This window comes from Escherichia sp. MOD1-EC5495, assembly GCF_002965965.1.
Classification (GTDB): Bacteria; Pseudomonadota; Gammaproteobacteria; order Enterobacterales; family Enterobacteriaceae; genus Escherichia; species Escherichia ruysiae.
Genome location: NZ_PTRI01000001.1, coordinates 228,418 through 248,919, shown reverse-complemented (window position 1 = coordinate 248,919; position 20,502 = coordinate 228,418). Strand labels below are relative to the sequence as shown.

Below are 20,502 nucleotides of genomic sequence, written 5' to 3'. Positions count from 1 at the left end.
CATACTGGTCACAACGGCAGCAAAGCATTACACTATGCGCCCTGCATTCCTGGCTACTATTTCGCAAGAGCAAGTCGATGACCAAAAAACTCCATATTAAAACCTGGGGCTGTCAGATGAACGAGTACGATTCATCGAAGATGGCCGATCTGCTGGATGCCACCCACGGCTATCAGCTGACCGACGTGGCGGAAGAAGCGGATGTGCTGCTGCTGAACACCTGCTCAATCCGCGAGAAGGCTCAGGAAAAAGTCTTCCATCAGTTGGGTCGCTGGAAACTGTTAAAAGAGAAGAATCCAGACCTGATTATCGGCGTCGGCGGCTGCGTGGCTTCGCAGGAAGGCGAGCATATTCGTCAGCGCGCCCACTATGTCGATATTATTTTTGGGCCGCAAACGCTGCACCGTCTGCCGGAGATGATCAACTCAGTTCGCGGCGACCGTAGCCCCGTTGTAGATATCAGCTTCCCGGAAATCGAGAAGTTTGACCGTCTGCCGGAACCGCGCGCCGAAGGGCCGACCGCGTTTGTCTCCATCATGGAAGGCTGCAATAAATATTGCACCTACTGCGTGGTGCCTTACACCCGTGGTGAAGAGGTAAGCCGTCCGTCCGACGATATTCTGTTTGAGATTGCCCAGCTTGCCGCGCAGGGCGTGCGTGAAGTCAACCTGCTCGGTCAGAACGTGAACGCCTGGCGTGGTGAAAACTACGACGGCACCACCGGATCGTTTGCCGATCTGCTGCGTCTGGTTGCTGCCATCGACGGGATCGATCGTATTCGCTTTACCACCAGCCATCCGATCGAATTCACCGACGATATTATCGAAGTGTATCGCGACACGCCGGAGTTGGTGAGTTTCCTGCACCTGCCGGTACAGAGCGGTTCCGATCGCATTCTGAACCTGATGGGCCGTACCCATACGGCGCTGGAGTACAAAGCGATCATCCGTAAACTGCGTGCGGCGCGTCCGGATATTCAGATCAGTTCTGATTTCATCGTTGGCTTCCCTGGCGAAACCACCGAAGACTTCGAGAAAACGATGAAGCTGATTGCCGACGTCAATTTCGACATGAGTTACAGCTTTATCTTCTCTGCACGTCCGGGGACGCCCGCCGCCGATATGGTTGATGATGTTCCGGAAGAAGAGAAAAAACAGCGTCTGTATATTCTGCAAGAGCGCATTAATCAGCAAGCGATGGCATGGAGCCGCCGGATGCTCGGCACCACCCAGCGTATTCTGGTAGAAGGGACTTCACGTAAGAGCATCATGGAGCTTTCCGGGCGTACCGAAAATAACCGCGTGGTCAACTTCGAGGGCACACCGGATATGATCGGTAAATTCGTCGATGTAGAAATTACCGACGTCTACCCGAACTCCCTGCGCGGTAAAGTGGTTCGTACCGAAGAGGAAATGGGTCTGCGTGTGGCAGAAACGCCGGAATCGGTGATTGCCCGTACTCGCAAAGAAAACGACCTTGGCGTGGGTTATTATCAGCCGTAATTCTCAGGCCCGCCGTTCCGGTGGGCCTTGTTTTTTCTCTCTTTATCCCCATCTTTATCGCAATGCTTGCGCCTTTTTCCTGTGGCGTGAATAATTTCCTTATAGGCCGGTGAATGTTCAGCTTCCGGCGGCATACAGATAAGAGGAACGGTTTGAACATAGACACTCGCGAAATCACCCTGGAGCCAGCAGACAATGCGCGTCTGTTGAGCCTGTGCGGCCCGTTTGATGACAACATCAAGCAACTCGAACGCCGTCTCGGCATCGAGATCAATCGCCGCGATAACCACTTTAAACTGACCGGCCGTCCGATTTGCGTCACCGCTGCGGCAGACATTCTGCGTAGCCTGTATGTCGATACTGCCCCGATGCGCGGTCAGATTCAGGATATCGAACCGGAACAGATCCACCTTGCGATTAAAGAAGCGCGGGTACTGGAGCAAAGCGCGGAGAGCGTGCCGGAGTACGGCAAAGCGGTCAATATCAAAACCAAACGCGGCGTAATTAAGCCGCGCACGCCAAACCAGGCGCAGTACATCGCCAATATTCTCGACCATGACATTACCTTCGGCGTTGGCCCGGCGGGTACGGGTAAAACCTACCTGGCAGTGGCTGCGGCAGTTGATGCCCTGGAGCGTCAGGAAATTCGCCGTATTCTGCTGACTCGTCCGGCAGTAGAAGCCGGTGAGAAGCTGGGCTTCCTGCCTGGCGATTTAAGTCAGAAAGTGGACCCGTATCTGCGTCCGCTGTACGACGCGCTGTTTGAAATGCTGGGCTTTGAGAAAGTCGAGAAACTGATTGAGCGCAACGTTATTGAAGTCGCGCCGCTGGCCTATATGCGTGGTCGTACGCTGAACGACGCGTTTATCATTCTTGATGAGAGCCAGAACACCACCATCGAACAGATGAAGATGTTCCTGACCCGTATCGGTTTTAACTCAAAAGCGGTTATCACCGGCGATGTCACGCAGATCGACCTGCCACGTAATACCAAGTCAGGCTTGCGTCACGCCATTGAGGTGCTCGCCGAAGTCGAAGAAATCAGCTTTAACTTCTTCCACAGCGAAGACGTGGTTCGTCACCCGGTGGTGGCGCGCATCGTTAACGCCTATGAAGCCTGGGAAGAAGCCGAACAAAAACGAAAAGCGGCGCTGGCAGCAGAGCGCAAGCGCGAAGAACAGGAACAAAAATGAGTCAGGTGATCCTCGATTTACAACTGGCATGTGAAGATAATTCCGGGTTGCCGGAAGAGAGCCAGTTTCAAACATGGCTGAATGCGGTGATCCCGCAGTTTCAGGAAGAATCGGAAGTGACTATTCGCCTGGTCGATACCGCCGAAAGCCACAGTCTGAATCTGACCTATCGCGGTAAGGATAAGCCGACCAACGTGCTCTCCTTCCCGTTTGAAGTGCCGCCTGGCATGGAGATGTCGCTACTGGGCGATCTGGTTATCTGCCGTCAGGTGGTTGAGAAGGAAGCACAGGAGCAAGGCAAACCACTGGAGGCGCACTGGGCGCATATGGTGGTGCACGGCAGTCTGCATTTGTTAGGTTACGATCACATCGAAGATGACGAAGCAGAAGAGATGGAAGCCCTCGAAACAGAGATTATGCTTGCTCTGGGCTATGAGGATCCGTACATTGCCGAGAAAGAGTAATTTGCCAGGCATTTGACTGGCAAACGTCCCCGCCGTTGGTGATTAACGACGGCGTTTTGATTAACTAACATGAGAACCCATACGACGCCATGAGCGACGACAATTCACACAGTAGTGACACGATAAGCAACAAGAAGGGATTTTTCTCCCTGTTACTCAGCCAACTTTTCCACGGTGAACCGAAAAACCGTGACGAACTGCTGGCGCTGATCCGTGATTCCGGGCAGAACGACCTTATCGACGAAGATACGCGCGATATGCTCGAAGGGGTGATGGACATCGCAGACCAACGCGTTCGCGACATCATGATCCCCCGCTCCCAGATGATTACCCTGAAACGCAACCAGACGCTGGACGAATGCCTTGATGTCATCATCGAGTCCGCCCACTCACGTTTCCCGGTGATTAGCGAAGACAAAGATCACATTGAAGGGATTCTGATGGCGAAAGACTTGCTGCCGTTTATGCGTAGCGATGCTGAAGCCTTCAGCATGGACAAAGTGTTACGTCAGGCGGTTGTCGTTCCTGAAAGTAAGCGCGTAGACCGGATGCTGAAAGAGTTTCGCTCTCAGCGTTACCACATGGCGATCGTCATTGACGAATTCGGTGGTGTTTCCGGTCTGGTGACCATTGAAGACATCCTGGAACTGATTGTTGGTGAGATTGAAGACGAGTATGACGAAGAAGATGATATCGACTTCCGTCAGCTGAGTCGTCATACCTGGACCGTGCGCGCGCTGGCTTCTATTGAAGATTTCAACGAAGCGTTCGGCACCCACTTCAGCGATGAAGAGGTCGACACTATCGGTGGTCTGGTGATGCAGGCGTTTGGACATCTCCCGGCGCGTGGCGAAACCATCGACATCGACGGTTACCAGTTCAAAGTGGCGATGGCCGATAGTCGGCGTATTATTCAGGTTCATGTCAAAATCCCGGATGACTCACCCCAGCCGAAGCTGGATGAATAAAACCGAAACTGGATAGATAACTACATGGCTTTTGCCTCATTAATTGAACGCCAGCGCATTCGCCTGCTGCTGGCGTTATTATTCGGTGCCTGCGGAACGCTGGCCTTCTCTCCTTACGATGTCTGGCCTGCGGCGATTATTTCGCTGATGGGGCTTCAGGCGCTGACTTTTAACCGCCGTCCACTCCAGTCTGCCGCTATTGGCTTTTGCTGGGGATTTGGTCTCTTTGGTAGCGGTATTAACTGGGTCTATGTCAGCATCGCGACCTTTGGTGGAATGCCTGGCCCGGTTAACATCTTCCTGGTGGTGCTGCTGGCGGCGTATTTGTCGCTGTATACCGGACTATTTGCTGGCGTGCTGTCGCGTCTGTGGCCAAAAACAACCTGGCTGCGCGTGGCGATTGCCGCCCCTGCTCTCTGGCAAGTGACCGAGTTTCTGCGCGGTTGGGTGCTGACCGGCTTCCCGTGGTTACAGTTCGGCTATAGCCAGATTGACGGCCCGGTAAAAGGACTGGCACCGATAATGGGCGTGGAAGCCATTAACTTCCTGCTGATGATGGTTAGCGGTCTGCTGGCACTGGCGTTGTTCAAACGCAACTGGCGTCCGCTGGTAGTGGCCGTCGTGCTGTTTGCCCTTCCCTTCCCGCTGCGTTACATCCAGTGGTTTACCCCGCAACCGGAGAAAACCATTCAGGTTTCGATGGTTCAGGGCGATATTCCGCAATCACTGAAATGGGACGAAGGCCAGCTTCTTAATACGCTGAAAATTTATTACAACGCGACGGCGCCGCTGATGGGCAAATCGTCGCTGATTATCTGGCCGGAGTCGGCGATAACCGATCTGGAAATTAATCAGCAACCGTTCCTCAAAGCACTGGACAGTGAGTTGCGCGATAAAGGGAGCTCGCTGGTAACCGGGATTGTCGACGCGCGCCTCAATAAGCAGAACCGCTACGATACCTACAACACCATCATTACGCTGGGTAAAGGTGCGCCGTACAGCTACGAATCAGCCGATCGCTATAACAAAAACCATCTGGTGCCGTTTGGCGAGTTTGTCCCGCTGGAATCGATTCTGCGTCCGTTAGCGCCGTTCTTTGATCTGCCGATGTCCTCATTCAGCCGTGGACCATATATCCAGCCACCGCTGTCGGTGAATGGTATTGAGCTGACTGCGGCCATTTGCTACGAGATCATTCTCGGCGAGCAGGTGCGCGATAACTTCCGTCCGGATACCGACTATCTGCTGACCATCTCAAACGATGCGTGGTTTGGTAAGTCTATTGGTCCGTGGCAGCACTTCCAGATGGCGCGAATGCGTGCGCTGGAGCTGGCGCGCCCGCTGCTGCGTAGCACCAACAACGGCATTACGGCGGTAATTGGTCCGCAAGGTGAGATTCAGGCGATGATCCCGCAATTCACCCGCGAGGTGTTGACCACTCACGTGACGCCAACCACCGGACTCACACCGTACGCACGTACCGGCAACTGGCCGCTGTGGGTACTGACAGCACTGTTTGGTTTTGCCGCTGTGCTGATGAGTCTGCGTCAGCGACGTAAATAATCCCTTCTTATCGTGCCGGAATACATCCCGTATTTCGGCACATTCACCGGATGCAGCGTCAATGCGTTATCCGGATGACAAAATACGTCCCTCCAACTTTGGCACATCTATTGCTTTGTTATACAAGGCAAACCTTGAACCGGCGTCAGTACAACCCGGTTGCACCACAGCAATCCACGGGCAGCACCAAAAGAGTGCATTTTAAGAATTTTGCTTCGGAATGGTGCGGTACATCTCGCAAAAACAAACAATAAAACAGCAATATCTTTACATTTAGCCAAACTAAATGTTACCTAACAAGCACAACACTGCACAATAAAGTTGCAGATGATAACAACACAAACACTCACAACGGGTATCCATGCGTTCTTAACGCAGGAGATAAAGGAGTTGGATATGCAATTACGTAAACCTGCCACAGCAATCCTGGCCCTGGCGCTTTCTGCTGGACTGGCACAGGCAGAAGACGCTGCCCCGGCAGCGGGCAGTACGCTGGACAAAATCGCCAAAAACGGCGTGATTGTCGTCGGTCACCGTGAATCTTCAGTACCTTTCTCTTATTACGACAATCAGCAAAAAGTGGTGGGTTACTCACAGGATTACTCCAACGCCATCGTTGAAGCAGTGAAAAAGAAACTCAACAAACCGGACTTACAGGTGAAACTGATTCCGATCACCTCACAAAATCGTATTCCGCTGCTGCAAAACGGCACTTTCGATTTTGAATGTGGTTCTACCACCAACAACGTCGAACGCCAAAAACAGGCGGCTTTCTCTGACACTATTTTCGTGGTCGGTACGCGCCTGTTGACCAAAAAGGGCGGCGATATCAAAGATTTTGCCGACCTGAAGGACAAAGCCGTAGTCGTCACTTCCGGCACTACCTCTGAAGTTTTGCTCAACAAACTGAATGAAGAGCAAAAAATGAATATGCGCATTATCAGCGCCAAAGATCACGGTGACTCTTTCCGCACCCTGGAAAGCGGTCGTGCCGTTGCCTTTATGATGGATGATGCCCTGCTGGCCGGTGAACGTGCGAAAGCGAAGAAACCAGACAACTGGGATATCGTCGGCAAGCCGCAATCTCAGGAAGCCTACGGTTGTATGTTGCGTAAAGATGATCCGCAGTTCAAAAAGCTGATGGATGACACCATCGCTCAGGTGCAGACCTCCGGTGAAGCGGAAAAATGGTTTGATAAGTGGTTCAAAAATCCAATTCCGCCGAAAAACCTGAACATGAATTTTGAACTGTCAGACGAAATGAAAGCACTGTTCAAAGAACCGAATGACAAGGCACTGAACTAATTACAAGAACCAGGGGCGGAAATTCCAGCCCTCTCGATTGTTACGTAGCACGGACAGACTATACGCCTGATGGTCGTTCCCCATCGGGCCTGAAAAACCGCAATACGCTGGGTAACAATCTTCGAGGGTAGCAGTTAACGCTGCTACCCTCTTTTTTCTGGAGTAGATTTATGTCTATAGACTGGAACTGGGGTATTTTTTTACAACAAGCCCCTTTCGGCAACACCACCTATCTTGGTTGGATCTGGAGTGGTTTTCAGGTGACGATCGCTTTGTCGATCTGCGCCTGGATTATCGCTTTCCTCGTCGGTTCATTTTTCGGCATTTTACGTACCGTTCCAAACCGTTTTCTCTCCGGTCTGGGTACGTTGTATGTCGAACTGTTCCGCAACGTGCCGTTGATTGTGCAATTCTTTACCTGGTATCTGGTGATCCCGGAGCTGCTGCCGGAGAAAATCGGCATGTGGTTTAAGGCCGAGCTGGATCCCAATATTCAGTTTTTCCTTTCATCCATGCTCTGCCTGGGGCTGTTTACCGCCGCTCGTGTTTGCGAACAGGTACGCGCCGCGATCCAGTCACTGCCGCGCGGGCAAAAAAATGCCGCGCTGGCGATGGGCCTGACGCTACCGCAGGCTTATCGCTACGTACTGCTGCCTAATGCTTATCGCGTTATCGTCCCGCCGATGACTTCCGAGATGATGAACCTGGTGAAAAACTCCGCCATCGCCTCGACCATCGGTCTGGTGGATATGGCGGCGCAGGCGGGTAAATTGCTCGATTACTCAGCCCATGCCTGGGAGTCGTTTACCGCCATTACGCTGGCGTATGTGTTGATTAACGCTTTTATCATGCTGGTGATGACGCTGGTTGAACGTAAAGTTCGCCTGCCTGGCAACATGGGGGGCAAATAATGTACGAGTTTGACTGGAGTTCCATTGTCCCTTCCCTGCCATATCTGCTCGACGGGCTGGTGATCACCCTGAAAATCACCGTCACGGCGGTAGTGATTGGTATTTTGTGGGGCACGATGCTGGCGGTGATGCGTTTATCCAGCTTTGCGCCCGTGGCGTGGTTTGCCAAAGCCTACGTTAACGTATTCCGCTCAATTCCTTTAGTTATGGTTTTGCTGTGGTTTTACCTGATCGTGCCGGGTTTTCTGCAAAACGTGCTGGGATTATCCCCAAAAAATGATATCCGTTTGATTTCGGCGATGGTGGCGTTTTCGATGTTTGAAGCGGCCTACTATTCAGAGATTATCCGTGCTGGTATTCAAAGTATTTCTCGTGGTCAGTCGAGCGCCGCGCTGGCGTTGGGAATGACTCACTGGCAGTCGATGAAACTGATTATTCTGCCGCAGGCGTTCCGCGCGATGGTGCCGCTGCTGCTCACTCAGGGCATCGTACTGTTCCAGGATACCTCACTGGTGTATGTATTATCTCTGGCCGATTTCTTCCGTACCGCCTCAACCATTGGTGAGCGTGATGGTACGCAGGTTGAGATGATCCTGTTTGCCGGATTTGTTTATTTTGTTATTAGCCTTAGCGCATCGTTGTTGGTCAGCTACTTGAAAAGAAGGACAGCATAATGATTTCCCTGAAAAATGTTTCAAAATGGTATGGTCACTTTCAGGTGCTGACCGACTGCTCAACCGAAGTGAAAAAAGGCGAAGTTGTGGTGGTTTGCGGCCCGTCTGGTTCCGGCAAATCAACGCTGATTAAAACCGTCAACGGCCTCGAACCGGTGCAGCAAGGTGAAATCACCGTCGATGGTATCGTGGTTAACGACAAGAAAACCGATCTGGCAAAGCTGCGTTCCCGCGTCGGGATGGTATTCCAGCATTTCGAGCTGTTCCCTCATCTGTCGATTATCGAAAACCTGACCCTGGCGCAGGTGAAAGTGCTTAAACGCGATAAAGCGCCGGCTCGTGAAAAAGCATTGAAATTGCTGGAGCGCGTGGGACTTTCCGCACATGCCAATAAATTTCCGGCGCAGCTTTCCGGCGGTCAGCAACAGCGTGTGGCGATCGCTCGCGCATTGTGTATGGATCCTATTGCCATGCTGTTCGACGAACCGACATCGGCGCTGGATCCGGAGATGATCAACGAAGTGCTGGACGTAATGGTCGAACTGGCGAACGAAGGAATGACCATGATGGTGGTGACCCACGAAATGGGCTTTGCCCGTAAAGTGGCGAATCGGGTGATCTTTATGGACGAGGGTAAAATTGTCGAAGACTCGCCGAAAGACGCTTTCTTTGATGATCCGAAATCGGACCGTGCAAAAGACTTCCTCGCGAAAATACTGCATTAATCACTCTGGCGCGCATAGCCAAGTGCGCGCCATCTCACGCTTTATCATTTCGCCTCTCGTATCTGTTACATCCTGGCGTTACCCTTGTCGCAAAGAAGCACACAACAAGGAGCAACAATGGCACTGCCAATTCTGTTAGATTGCGACCCAGGTCATGATGACGCTATCGCAATAGTTCTCGCCCTCGCCTCACCAGAGCTTGATGTCAAAGCAATTACGTCTTCCGCCGGAAACCAGACACCAGAAAAAACATTACGTAATGTTCTGCGTATGCTGACCCTGCTTAATCGCACCGATATTCCGGTGGCAGGCGGCGCGGTGAAACCGTTAATGCGTGAGTTGATTATCGCAGACAACGTGCACGGCGAAAGCGGTCTCGACGGCCCGGCATTACCGGAACCGACGTTCGCACCGCAAAACTGTACGGCGGTGGAGCTGATGGCAAAAACGCTGCGCGAAAGTGTGGAACCTGTCACCATTGTTTCTACCGGACCGCAAACTAACGTTGCCTTGCTGCTCAATAGCCATCCGGAACTGCATAGCAAAATTGCCCGTATCGTGATTATGGGCGGCGCAATGGGGCTTGGTAACTGGACGCCTGCGGCTGAATTTAATATTTACGTTGACCCGGAAGCGGCAGAAATTGTCTTCCAGTCTGGAATTCCTGTGGTAATGGCAGGTCTGGATGTCACTCACAAAGCGCAAATTCACGTTGAGGACACCGAGCGTTTCCGCGCGATTGGCAACCCGATTTCAACCATCGTCGCCGAACTGCTGGATTTCTTCCTCGAATATCATAAAGATGAAAAATGGGGATTTGTTGGCGCACCGCTGCATGACCCATGCACCATCGCCTGGCTGCTGAAACCTGAACTGTTCACCACCGTTGAACGCTGGGTTGGCGTCGAAACGCAAGGGAAATATACCCAGGGCATGACAGTTGTTGATTATTACTATCTGACCGGCAATAAACCGAATGCCACCGTCATGGTCGATGTTGATCGTCAGGGCTTTGTTGATTTACTGGCAGATCGTCTGAAATTTTACGCTTAATACACGTCATTGATTAAGATCACCATGTAAAAATGTGGTGGTCTTACTCTGGCGCTCTCTTTTTCCTTCAAGATATAAATGCAATGGATAATGCAGAACTCGCCATTGGTATCGATCTCGGTACTACCAATAGTTTAATTGCCATCTGGAAAGACGGTGCCGCGCAATTAATTCCAAATAAATTCGGTGAATATTTAACACCATCTATAATTAGCATGGATGAAAATAATCATATTCTGGTCGGAAAACCGGCTGTATCACGGCGTACTTCACATCCTGATAAAACCGCTGCGTTATTTAAACGTGCCATGGGCAGTAATACCAACTGGCACTTAGGCAATGGCACATTTAACGCGCCGGAATTGTCTTCTTTGGTATTACGTTCATTAAAAGAAGATGCCGAAGAATTTCTGCAACGCCCAATTAAAGATGTGGTGATCTCCGTTCCGGCTTATTTCAGTGATGAACAACGCAAACATACCCGTTTAGCAGCAGAGTTGGCAGGGTTAAATGCGGTACGCTTAATTAATGAACCCACGGCAGCCGCGATGGCGTATGGCCTGCATACGCAGCAAAACACCCGCTCGCTGGTGTTTGATCTCGGTGGCGGCACGTTTGACGTCACGGTGCTCGAATACGCCACGCCGGTGATTGAAGTTCACGCCTCCGCTGGCGACAACTCTCTTGGTGGCGAAGATTTTACTCATATGCTGGTGGATGAAGTTTTAAAACGCGCTACAGTGGCTAAAAACATGCTCAACGAACGTGAACTGGCAGCCCTGTACACCAGCGTGGAAGCGGCAAAATGTGGCAATCAATTACCGCTGCAAATTAGCTGGCAGTATCAGGAAGAAACGCGTGAGTGCGAATTTTACGAGAACGAACTGGAAGATTTGTGGTTGCCGCTGCTCAACCGCTTGCGTGTGCCAATCGAACAAGCATTGCGCGATGCGCGTCTGAAACCGAGCCAAATCGACAGCCTGGTACTTGTTGGCGGCGCGTCGCAAATGCCGCTGGTACAGCGAATCGCCGTGCGTCTGTTTGGCAAATTACCGTATCAAAGTTACGACCCGAGCACCATTGTCGCGCTAGGCGCAGCAATCCAGGCCGCCTGCCGCTTACGTAGCGAAGATATTGAAGAGGTGATCCTCACTGATATTTGCCCTTACTCGTTGGGCGTTGAAGTTAACCGCCAGGGCGTTTCCGGCATTTTCTCGCCGATTATTGAACGAAACACCACTGTGCCTGTGTCGCGTGTAGAAACTTACTCGACCATGCACCCGGAACAGGATTCAATTACGGTTAACGTCTATCAGGGAGAAAACCACAAAGTTAAAAATAACATTCTGGTGGAATCCTTCGATGTGCCGTTGAAAAAAAACGGGGATTACCAGTCTATAGATATTAGATTTAGCTATGATATCAACGGCTTGCTTGAAGTTGACGTACTTCTGGAAGACGGTAGCGTTAAGTCCAGAGTCATTAACCACAGCCCGGTAACATTGAGCGCGCAGCAGATTGAAGAGAGTCGGACGCGGTTATCCGCATTGAAAATTTATCCGCGCGATATGCTCATCAATCGCACCTTTAAAGCCAAACTGGAAGAGTTGTGGGCGCGGGCGCTGGGTGACGAGCGAGAAGATATTGGTCGGGTGATCACCGATTTTGATGCGGCGTTGCAGTCAAACGATATGGCGCGCGTCGATGAGGTCAGGCGGCGGGCGAGCGATTATTTAGCCATTGAGATCCCATAATCATGGCTGCCGGATGCGGCGTAAATGCTGCATCCGGCATCGGCGCAAAAAACACATCGTCAACTAAACAACATCGCGATTTTGCCGAGAGCATAACCTATCACCAGCACCGTTAAGCTGATTTTGATAATGCTGGTAATGCTCTGTGGTTTTTCATCCTCATCATTTTTTTCTTCATGTTTTTCAGGTATTGGCTCATCGACATCTTCATCCACCGGCTCGAGTTTCACTTTCGTCAACAACATTCGGGTGATAATGGCCTCTAATGGATGAGCATCTCCGCGTTCCAGCCGCGCGTTCAGACGGGCCAGCATCTCTTGTTTCGGAAACGCTTCCAGCACTACCTGTTCCGCTACCCGATACAGATCCAGTAATGGTGAATCTTGATCTGTCTCACTACCTACTCTCGATTTCCACCACGCCCATGCTTTGCGCTTATAAAACAGCGACTCGATAAATGATTGACCCAACGGCGATAATTTACCGCTATGTAAAATTTGCGCCCATAACAGCCGCGTCCGGGCGTTCTCGCCAGGCACATATTTCAGCGGATTACCTTGCGCATCTACCATGCTCCGCGCTTCGATAACCATCACTAATAACGCGAAATAATCCGGGCAATGACGCTTGCTCCACTGCAACAACAAATTATCAGCTTGTGTAGATGGGTAACTTTCCCAGTTCGCGCAGAGATCAGCAAGCAGGCTTTCCCCCTCGCCGCAGTACAAACGTTGTGCACACTGGTAATACCGGGCATCTTCGCTTTCTGGTTCTTCCGTTTGCCATTGTTGGGCAACAGGAATGAGTTCCGCCATACCTGTTTGCACCGAGCTGTACCAGCGCAACAGTTTGCGATGTAACTTTGCATCATCAGGAATGAACCACGGACCTTTCATCGCTAAAAACGCAGTCACATAGTCAGGATGGTAACGACAGCAGCGTTCCAGCGCGAAGTAATACTCAACAGTCTGGTTCTGTAACGCGACGGGATATTCCAGAAGGCTGAGAAAATCGAAACAATCCCCAGCCTGAATAGCCTCAAGAAAAGCCTCCCGTTCTTCCTCGACCATTCCTTCGCTATCATTAAACGAATGCCAGTTCAAACGCTCTGCCAGCAAAGAAGCGCAATTTAATGAAAGGTATCGCGCTTCTATGGCGATTGCACACAGCGGCCAGCGTAATTGATCGACATCCTCCATGTTCCAGGTATTTAATTGCTGAATAAATTTCTGCCAGGCGGAGGGCTGAAAACGATCACTTTCTGAATCCAGTAATGTCCTGAATGCACGTAGTATTTCATGTTCAGCGGCGGCATCTTTATCTTCATTATCTGCTTCCTCGACAGGATTTACCGCCAGTCGCAGCGCCTCTTCATAGGCCTGGCGTAATGCTTTAAACCCCTGCGTCGGGGTGACACAACGGTAAGCGAGCAAGATAAGCCTGACGGATAATCTCTGTTTGCGTCGTGCTTTCAATTTCGAGAATTTGCCAACATGTTTTCATAGGTCGCTCACATCCTTAAGCGTTGCCGGACATTCTGGTTGGACAGTTAACGGCTGCCAGGGAAGCGTGGCATAGAAACGATCGCTTCCTGCCACCAGCTCTTCAAACATCCGGCTCCCGGCGCTATCGTATTTGTACAGGGTTAGCGCCTCGCGTAGCGAAGCGTTATCTTCACACTGAGAGGATTGCCAGTAGAGACGTCCTAACGAATAGGCAGAAAAATAGTGCATCCAGCTGTGATAGTAATGGTGAGCTCGTACATAAATGCGCGATTGCAGCCATAAACTCTCGTCTTCCGTCAGCCACTTGTTGAGCACACCGACGCGCGATAAAAAGCCCATGCGAACATAATCCCAGGCTTTGATTCCTGCCTCCCCACAACACAGGGCAGTTTCGGCAACAAATTGGGTATAAATCAACCCGCGTTCGGAGCCGCCAGCAATTAATGTTTTCCACTCATCAGGGGAAGAACGATGCCATGCCAGATATAAACCAGCTAAATTATTTGCGTGACCATCATCAGTCATTTGGTAAATAGTCTGAATTAAATCATCACGATTATTTATTCCCCAGGATGATGAGAGATCAAATTCTTTTATTCCGGTATACATTTTTGGCGAGTCATGTGCGGGCTTGCATCCCTGATTAAGAATTTCCATTGGCGTAGAAAGCGCAAATAGAAGGTGTTGTTCTTCCTTATCCATTTATTAACAATCCTTTAAGTACATTAACTGACTACTTTTTTATTAATGATGAGTATAAACTTGACGCTTTCAAAATAAAAAGAAAATCGAAGCATTGATAAATGAACAAAAAAATATATTTTATATTCGCAATATTTATAGTTGCGGCAATCACTTGTATTAGCCAACCTAAGAAAACGACCTTGCGCGATAAAGCTATGGCGAATTATGTCTTTGATTATTTAAGCGCACCGGGCAGTCTTCCATTTACCACGGCAGCAACGGAGCTTTCCGCCATTCATGGTCACTCGACGTCACAATATAGCCTTGGCGGATTTTATCTTCATGGCAGCAATGGTAAGCCTCTGGATTACACGATGGCGAGATACTGGTATGAGCAATCGGCAGAACAGGAAAATCCGCGCGCGCAGAGCAAACTAGGTTGGATCTACCTGAAAGGATTGGGTGTAAAGCCCGATAGTCGAATGGCAATCCAGTGGTATAAACAAGCTGCGGAAAAAGGATATGCCCATGCTCAATACACTTTGGGTTTGATTTACAGAAACGGCACTGGAATTAACATCAACAATTATGAAGCACGCAAATGGCTAAAACTGGCAGCGGATCAACATTATAAAAATGCAGAAAGATTACTGGCTGAACTTCCCGCACATTAAGGTTGAGTTTCAACCCAGTAGATGGAGTATTTTCCCTATCAAACCGGCAAAGATAAAAATGTAGAAGATAATTTTAATAACCCCGAGGCAACCAGGACCACCATCATCAGCGGGCATTGGCTGGGGGTGTGGCGCTGGTTCGACGATTTTCTGCCCGGCAAAATTCGCCGACTGAATTAATAATCGCCGAATAATTAATGCTTCCAGCGGACAACGATCTTCCACATCAAGACGACTCACAATCGGCATTAATGATTCTTCCGTAGTTGGTTCGCCAGCACCAGGCGAAGGGGTAGAGCAGAACTATAAGCAAGCGATGTACTGGTATCTGAAAGCTGCCTTTGAATGGTTTACGAAAGCCGCTGAATTCAATGATGCCACCGCCTGGTATAGCCTGGCCATTATGTACCACTATGGCGAAGGAAGATCCGCCGATCTCCGACAGGCTCTCGACTTATACCGTAAGGTTCAGTCATCCGGTACAAGAGATGTCGATCAAGAAATCCGTGAGGTTGAAGATTTACTGTAGAGATAAAAACAAATAAGGGCCGGACGATTTTCATTCGACCCCAATTATCTTTATTGCTGTGCGAAATCAGACTATTACGGCTCGAACGGGCGTCTCTGGAACTGGTCATGACCACATTTCGGGCATAGCGTTAGGACTTCCGGCGTGTAGATCGGGAGATGGAAGTGACATTTCTCGCAGACCAGATTTCCCAGCCCTACCACTTCTCCGCTGTGATAAACCCCGTGATGATTGAGGTCCTGGAAAACTTCGCGCCATTCAAGCTGCGTTTTATCGGTGATGTCTGCCAGCTCCTGCCATAAGCTTTCTTTAATCACCCGCATAAAGACGCTGTCAGATTCTTCTTTCAGGCTCTCTTCATAGCTCATGGCGAACTCTTCCAGGTCACGCCTGACAGCTCGCGTCAACTCATCGACCTCGGTTCGTGTTAACTCCCCTGTTTTTATTACGCGCTCGCGCGCCTGTTCCACCAGTGCGTCGATATCACGTTCGCCATTGCGCAGGCGTTCGCTCAGTGACGCGACCAGTTCACGGTAATATTGAGCAACCTTGTTCATCGTTTCATCTCCCGGGTCGTTAACTGACTATAATAATAGACGTTCTTTGTTCCTTGCTTTGCTAATACACCCACAAACTCTGTAAATTAATGTATGAATAATCCGGGCATCATTTCAACGTCGAGTGCGCGAAAGGCTGTTTTGACGCGGACGTTTGGGCTATGCTATGCGGATCTGAAAAACCACCTCAACGCTACATTTGTAGCCGTATTGAAAACAGGACCACTGGCTGCCATGCAAGAGCAATACCGCCCGGAAGAGATAGAATCCAAAGTACAGCTTCACTGGGATGAGAAGCGCACATTTGAAGTAACCGAAGACGAGAGCAAAGAGAAGTATTACTGCCTGTCTATGCTTCCCTATCCTTCTGGTCGACTACACATGGGCCACGTACGTAACTACACCATCGGTGACGTGATCGCCCGCTACCAGCGTATGCTGGGCAAAAACGTCCTGCAGCCGATCGGCTGGGACGCGTTTGGTCTGCCTGCGGAGGGCGCGGCGGTGAAAAACAACACCGCACCGGCACCGTGGACGTACGACAACATCGCGTATATGAAAAACCAGCTCAAAATGCTGGGCTTTGGTTATGACTGGAGCCGCGAGCTGGCGACCTGTACGCCGGAATACTACCGTTGGGAACAGAAATTCTTCACCGAGCTGTATAAAAAAGGTCTGGTATATAAGAAGACTTCTGCGGTCAACTGGTGTCCGAACGACCAGACCGTACTGGCTAACGAACAGGTTATTGACGGCTGCTGCTGGCGCTGCGATACCAAAGTTGAACGTAAAGAGATCCCGCAGTGGTTTATCAAAATCACCGCTTACGCTGACGAACTGCTCAACGATCTGGATAAACTGGATCACTGGCCAGACACCGTTAAAACCATGCAGCGTAACTGGATCGGTCGTTCCGAAGGCGTGGAAATCACCTTCAACGTTAACGACTATGACAACACGCTGACCGTTTACACTACCCGCCCGGACACCTTTATGGGTTGTACTTATCTGGCGGTAGCGGCGGGTCACCCGCTGGCGCAGAAAGCGGCAGGAAATAATCCTGAACTGGCGGCTTTCGTTGACGAATGTCGTAACACCAAAGTTGCTGAAGCTGAAATGGCAACGATGGAGAAAAAAGGTGTCGATACTGGCTTTAAAGCGGTTCACCCATTAACGGGCGAAGAAATTCCGGTTTGGGCAGCAAACTTCGTATTGATGGAGTACGGCACTGGCGCAGTAATGGCGGTTCCGGGTCACGACCAGCGCGACTACGAGTTTGCCTCTAAATACGGCCTGAACATCAAGCCGGTTATCCTGGCGGCTGACGGTTCTGAACCGGATCTCTCCCAGCAGGCGCTGACGGAAAAAGGCGTGCTGTTCAACTCTGGCGAGTTCAACGGTCTTGACCATGAAGCAGCCTTTAACGCCATTGCCGACAAACTGACGGCAATGGGTGTTGGCGAGCGTAAAGTAAACTATCGCCTGCGCGACTGGGGTGTTTCCCGTCAACGTTACTGGGGTGCGCCGATTCCGATGGTGACGCTGGAAGACGGCACGGTGATGCCTACCCCGGACGACCAACTGCCGGTGATCCTGCCGGAAGATGTGGTAATGGACGGTATTACCAGCCCGATCAAAGCAGATCCTGAGTGGGCGAAAACCACCGTTAACGGTATGCCGGCGCTGCGTGAAACCGATACTTTCGACACCTTTATGGAGTCCTCCTGGTACTATGCGCGCTACACTTGCCCAGAGTACAAAGAGGGTATGCTGGATTCCAAAGCGGCTAACTACTGGCTGCCGGTGGATATCTATATTGGTGGTATCGAACACGCCATCATGCACCTGCTCTACTTCCGCTTCTTCCACAAACTGATGCGTGATGCAGGCATGGTGAACTCTGACGAACCAGCGAAACAGCTGCTGTGTCAGGGTATGGTGCTGGCAGACGCCTTCTACTATGTAGGCGAAAACGGCGAACGTAACTGGGTTTCCCCGGTTGATGCTATCGTTGAGCGCGACGAGAAAGGCCGTATCGTGAAAGCGAAAGACGCGGCAGGCCATGAACTGGTGTATACCGGCATGAGCAAAATGTCCAAGTCGAAGAACAACGGTATCGACCCACAGGTGATGGTTGAACGTTACGGCGCGGACACCGTTCGTCTGTTTATGATGTTCGCTTCTCCGGCGGATATGACTCTCGAATGGCAAGAGTCCGGCGTTGAAGGGGCTAACCGCTTCCTGAAACGTGTCTGGAAACTGGTTTACGAGCACACTGCGAAAGGTGATGTTGCGCCGCTGAACGTTGATGCACTGACTGAAGATCAAAAAGCTCTGCGTCGTGATGTTCATAAAACTATCGCTAAAGTGACTGATGATATCGGTCGTCGTCAGACCTTCAACACCGCAATTGCGGCGATTATGGAGCTGATGAATAAACTGGCGAAAGCGCCGACCGATGGCGAGCAGGATCGCGCGCTGATGCAGGAAGCCCTGCTGGCCGTTGTCCGTATGCTTAACCCGTTCACGCCGCACATCTGCTTCACGCTGTGGCAGGAACTGAAAGGCGAAGGCGATATCGACAACGCGCCGTGGCCGGTTGCAGACGAGAAAGCGATGGTGGAAGACTCCACGCTGGTGGTGGTGCAGGTTAACGGTAAAGTCCGTGCCAAAATCACCGTTCCGGTAGATGCAACGGAAGAACAGGTTCGCGAACGTGCTGGCCAGGAACATCTGGTAGCAAAATATCTTGATGGCGTTACCGTGCGTAAAGTGATTTACGTACCGGGTAAACTCCTCAATCTGGTCGTTGGCTAAGCGCGGGAGGAAGCGTGCGATATCTGGCAACATTGTTGTTATCTCTGGCGGTGTTAATCACCGCCGGGTGTGGCTGGCATCTGCGTGATACCACGCAGGTTCCTTCCACTATGAAGGTCATGATCCTGGACTCAGGCGACCCGAACGGGCCGTTAAGCCGTGCGGTGCGTAATCAGTTACGTCTGAACGGTGTCGAGTTGCTTGATAAAGAAACCACGCGTAAGGACGTTCCATCCCTGCGTTTGGGCGCTGTATCAATCTCCCAGGATACCGCTTCAGTTTTCCGTAATGGTCAAACTGCTGAATATCAAATGGTGATGACCGTCAGCGCGTCGGTATTGATCCCTGGCCGTGACATCTACCCGATTAGCGCCAAAGTCTTCCGTTCGTTCTTCGATAACCCGCAAATGGCGTTAGCGAAAGATAATGAGCAAGGCATGATCATTCAAGAGATGTACGACCGTGCTGCCGAACAGCTGATACGTAAGCTGCCAAGCATCCGCGCTGCGGATATCCGTTCCGACGAAGATACGTCGAAAACAACGGATACTGCAGCAACGCCTGCACGCGTCTCTACTACGCTGGGTAACTGATGATTCGGTTGTACCCGGAACAACTCCGCGCGCAGCTCAATGAAGGGCTGCGCGCGGCGTATCTTTTGCTTGGTAACGATCCTCTGTTGTTGCAGGAAAGCCAGGACGCTGTTCGTCAGGTAGCTGCAGCACAAGGATTTGCAGAACACCACACTTTTTCCATTGATCCCAACACCGACTGGAATGCGATATTTTCGCTATGCCAGGCCATGAGTCTGTTCGCCAGTCGACAAACGCTATTGCTGCTGTTACCAGAAAACGGACCAAATGCGGCGATCAATGAACAACTTCTGACACTGACCGGACTGCTGCATGACGATTTGCTATTGATCGTGCGCGGCAATAAATTAAGCAAAGCGCAGGAAAATGCTGCCTGGTTTACTGCTCTTGCTAATCGAAGCGTGCAGGTAACCTGTCAGACACCGGAGCAGGCTCAGCTTCCTCGCTGGGTTGCTGCGCGTGCAAAACAGCTCAACCTGGAGCTGGATGACGCTGCAAATCAGATGCTCTGCTATTGTTATGAAGGTAACCTGCTGGCGCTGGCACAGGCACTGGAGCGTTTATCGCTTCTCTGGCCGGACGGCAAACTGACATTACCGCGCGTTGAGCAGGCAGTGAATGATGCCGCGCATTTCACCCCTTTTCATTGGGTTGATGCTTTGTTGATGGGCAAAAGCAAGCGCGCGTTGCACATTCTTCAGCAACTGCGTCTGGAAGGCAGCGAGCCGGTTATTTTGTTGCGCACATTACAACGTGAACTGTTGTTACTGGTTAATTTGAAACGTCAATCTGCCCATATGCCGCTACGCGCGTTATTTGATAAGCATCGCGTTTGGCAGAACCGGCGGGGCATGATGGGCGAGGCATTAAATCGCTTAAGCCAGCCGCAGTTACGTCAGGCCGTGCAACTTCTGACACGAACGGAACTCACCCTCAAACAAGATTACGGCCAGTCGGTGTGGGCAGATCTGGAGGGATTATCCCTTCTGTTGTGCCATAAACCACTGGCAGACGTATTTATCAATGGTTGA

At 50.9% G+C, this 20,502-nt stretch carries 17 protein-coding genes and 3 pseudogenes; 16 read left to right on the top strand and 4 right to left on the bottom strand.

Going from position 1 to position 20,502, the window contains the following annotated elements:
- The first annotated feature begins 77 nt into the window (after window positions 1–77).
- From miaB to hscC, 11 genes are all read left to right on the top strand, one after another.
- Window positions 78–1,502: a tRNA (N6-isopentenyl adenosine(37)-C2)-methylthiotransferase MiaB gene (gene miaB, locus BEG40_RS01150; RefSeq protein WP_000162741.1), complete on the top strand. Its 1,425-nt coding sequence runs from the start codon at window positions 78–80 to the stop codon at window positions 1,500–1,502.
- Window positions 1,503–1,654: 152 nt separating this feature from the next.
- Window positions 1,655–2,695, top strand: coding sequence for a PhoH family protein (locus tag BEG40_RS01145; protein ID WP_002430212.1), 1,041 nt, complete (start codon window positions 1,655–1,657; stop codon window positions 2,693–2,695).
- Window positions 2,692–3,159: an rRNA maturation RNase YbeY gene (gene ybeY / locus BEG40_RS01140; protein WP_000084457.1), complete on the top strand. Its 468-nt coding sequence runs from the start codon at window positions 2,692–2,694 to the stop codon at window positions 3,157–3,159. Before BEG40_RS01145 ends, ybeY begins: the two co-directional genes overlap by 4 nt.
- Before the next feature lie 89 nt (window positions 3,160–3,248).
- Window positions 3,249–4,127 (top strand): CNNM family magnesium/cobalt transport protein CorC, encoded by an 879-nt coding sequence (gene corC / locus BEG40_RS01135; protein ID WP_001278605.1) that lies wholly within the window; start codon window positions 3,249–3,251, stop codon window positions 4,125–4,127.
- 24 nt (window positions 4,128–4,151) lie between these two features.
- On the top strand, window positions 4,152–5,690 hold the full coding sequence (lnt, locus tag BEG40_RS01130; protein WP_105284737.1) for an apolipoprotein N-acyltransferase: 1,539 nt from the start codon (window positions 4,152–4,154) through the stop codon (window positions 5,688–5,690).
- Between the two features lie 396 nt (window positions 5,691–6,086).
- On the top strand, window positions 6,087–6,995 hold the full coding sequence (gltI, locus tag BEG40_RS01125; protein WP_105284736.1) for a glutamate/aspartate ABC transporter substrate-binding protein GltI: 909 nt from the start codon (window positions 6,087–6,089) through the stop codon (window positions 6,993–6,995).
- A gap of 170 nt (window positions 6,996–7,165) precedes the next feature.
- Window positions 7,166–7,906, top strand: coding sequence for a glutamate/aspartate ABC transporter permease GltJ (gene gltJ, locus BEG40_RS01120; protein WP_000020941.1), 741 nt, complete (start codon window positions 7,166–7,168; stop codon window positions 7,904–7,906).
- Window positions 7,906–8,580, top strand: a complete 675-nt coding sequence (gene gltK, locus BEG40_RS01115; RefSeq protein ID WP_000272824.1) for a glutamate/aspartate ABC transporter permease GltK — start codon at window positions 7,906–7,908, stop codon at window positions 8,578–8,580. The genes gltJ and gltK overlap by 1 nt, the downstream gene beginning before the upstream one ends.
- Complete coding sequence (gene gltL / locus BEG40_RS01110) at window positions 8,580–9,305, top strand: glutamate/aspartate ABC transporter ATP-binding protein GltL (RefSeq protein WP_000624497.1); 726 nt, start codon at window positions 8,580–8,582, stop codon at window positions 9,303–9,305. Before gltK ends, gltL begins: the two co-directional genes overlap by 1 nt.
- Window positions 9,306–9,422: 117 nt before the next feature.
- The gene (gene rihA, locus BEG40_RS01105) at window positions 9,423–10,358 is read left to right on the top strand and encodes a pyrimidine-specific ribonucleoside hydrolase RihA (RefSeq protein ID WP_021550427.1); all 936 of its coding nucleotides are present in this window, start codon (window positions 9,423–9,425) and stop codon (window positions 10,356–10,358) included.
- An 83-nt stretch (window positions 10,359–10,441) separates the two neighbouring features.
- Entirely contained in the window at window positions 10,442–12,112 is a 1,671-nt protein-coding gene (hscC, locus tag BEG40_RS01100) for a molecular chaperone HscC (RefSeq protein WP_105284735.1), read from the top strand.
- Window positions 12,113–12,171: 59 nt separating this feature from the next.
- Here hscC and djlC read toward each other — a convergent pair.
- A pseudogene (gene djlC, locus BEG40_RS01095) lies at window positions 12,172–13,615 on the bottom strand (co-chaperone DjlC).
- Window positions 13,612–14,319 (bottom strand): DUF1266 domain-containing protein, encoded by a 708-nt coding sequence (locus BEG40_RS01085; RefSeq protein WP_105284734.1) that lies wholly within the window; start codon window positions 14,317–14,319, stop codon window positions 13,612–13,614. The pseudogene djlC and the gene BEG40_RS01085 overlap by 4 nt, the downstream one beginning before the upstream one ends.
- Before the next feature lie 101 nt (window positions 14,320–14,420).
- Between BEG40_RS01085 and BEG40_RS01080 the strand changes: the two genes are divergently transcribed.
- On the top strand, window positions 14,421–14,975 hold the full coding sequence (locus BEG40_RS01080; RefSeq protein ID WP_016159093.1) for a tetratricopeptide repeat protein: 555 nt from the start codon (window positions 14,421–14,423) through the stop codon (window positions 14,973–14,975).
- A 9-nt stretch (window positions 14,976–14,984) separates the two neighbouring features.
- Here the strand turns inward: BEG40_RS01080 and BEG40_RS01075 are convergent.
- Window positions 14,985–15,254: pseudogene (locus BEG40_RS01075) on the bottom strand (J domain-containing protein); the annotation flags it as partial.
- Between the two features lie 4 nt (window positions 15,255–15,258).
- Here BEG40_RS01075 and BEG40_RS01070 point away from each other — a divergent pair.
- Window positions 15,259–15,504 (top strand): annotated as a pseudogene (locus BEG40_RS01070) (hypothetical protein); the annotation flags it as partial.
- Window positions 15,505–15,578: 74 nt separating this feature from the next.
- Here the strand turns inward: BEG40_RS01070 and BEG40_RS01065 are convergent.
- Complete coding sequence (locus BEG40_RS01065) at window positions 15,579–16,061, bottom strand: zinc ribbon-containing protein (RefSeq protein WP_001044880.1); 483 nt, start codon at window positions 16,059–16,061, stop codon at window positions 15,579–15,581.
- Between the two features lie 234 nt (window positions 16,062–16,295).
- On the opposite strand from BEG40_RS01065, the gene leuS reads away from it, so the two are divergent.
- Genes leuS through holA form a run of 3 tightly spaced genes read left to right on the top strand, consistent with a single transcriptional unit; the run spans window position 16,296 to window position 20,502 of the window.
- Window positions 16,296–18,878 (top strand): leucine--tRNA ligase, encoded by a 2,583-nt coding sequence (gene leuS, locus BEG40_RS01060; RefSeq protein ID WP_105284732.1) that lies wholly within the window; start codon window positions 16,296–16,298, stop codon window positions 18,876–18,878.
- A 14-nt stretch (window positions 18,879–18,892) separates the two neighbouring features.
- Window positions 18,893–19,471, top strand: coding sequence for an LPS assembly lipoprotein LptE (lptE, locus tag BEG40_RS01055; protein ID WP_001269666.1), 579 nt, complete (start codon window positions 18,893–18,895; stop codon window positions 19,469–19,471).
- On the top strand, window positions 19,471–20,502 hold the full coding sequence (gene holA / locus BEG40_RS01050; protein WP_105284731.1) for a DNA polymerase III subunit delta: 1,032 nt from the start codon (window positions 19,471–19,473) through the stop codon (window positions 20,500–20,502). Before lptE ends, holA begins: the two co-directional genes overlap by 1 nt.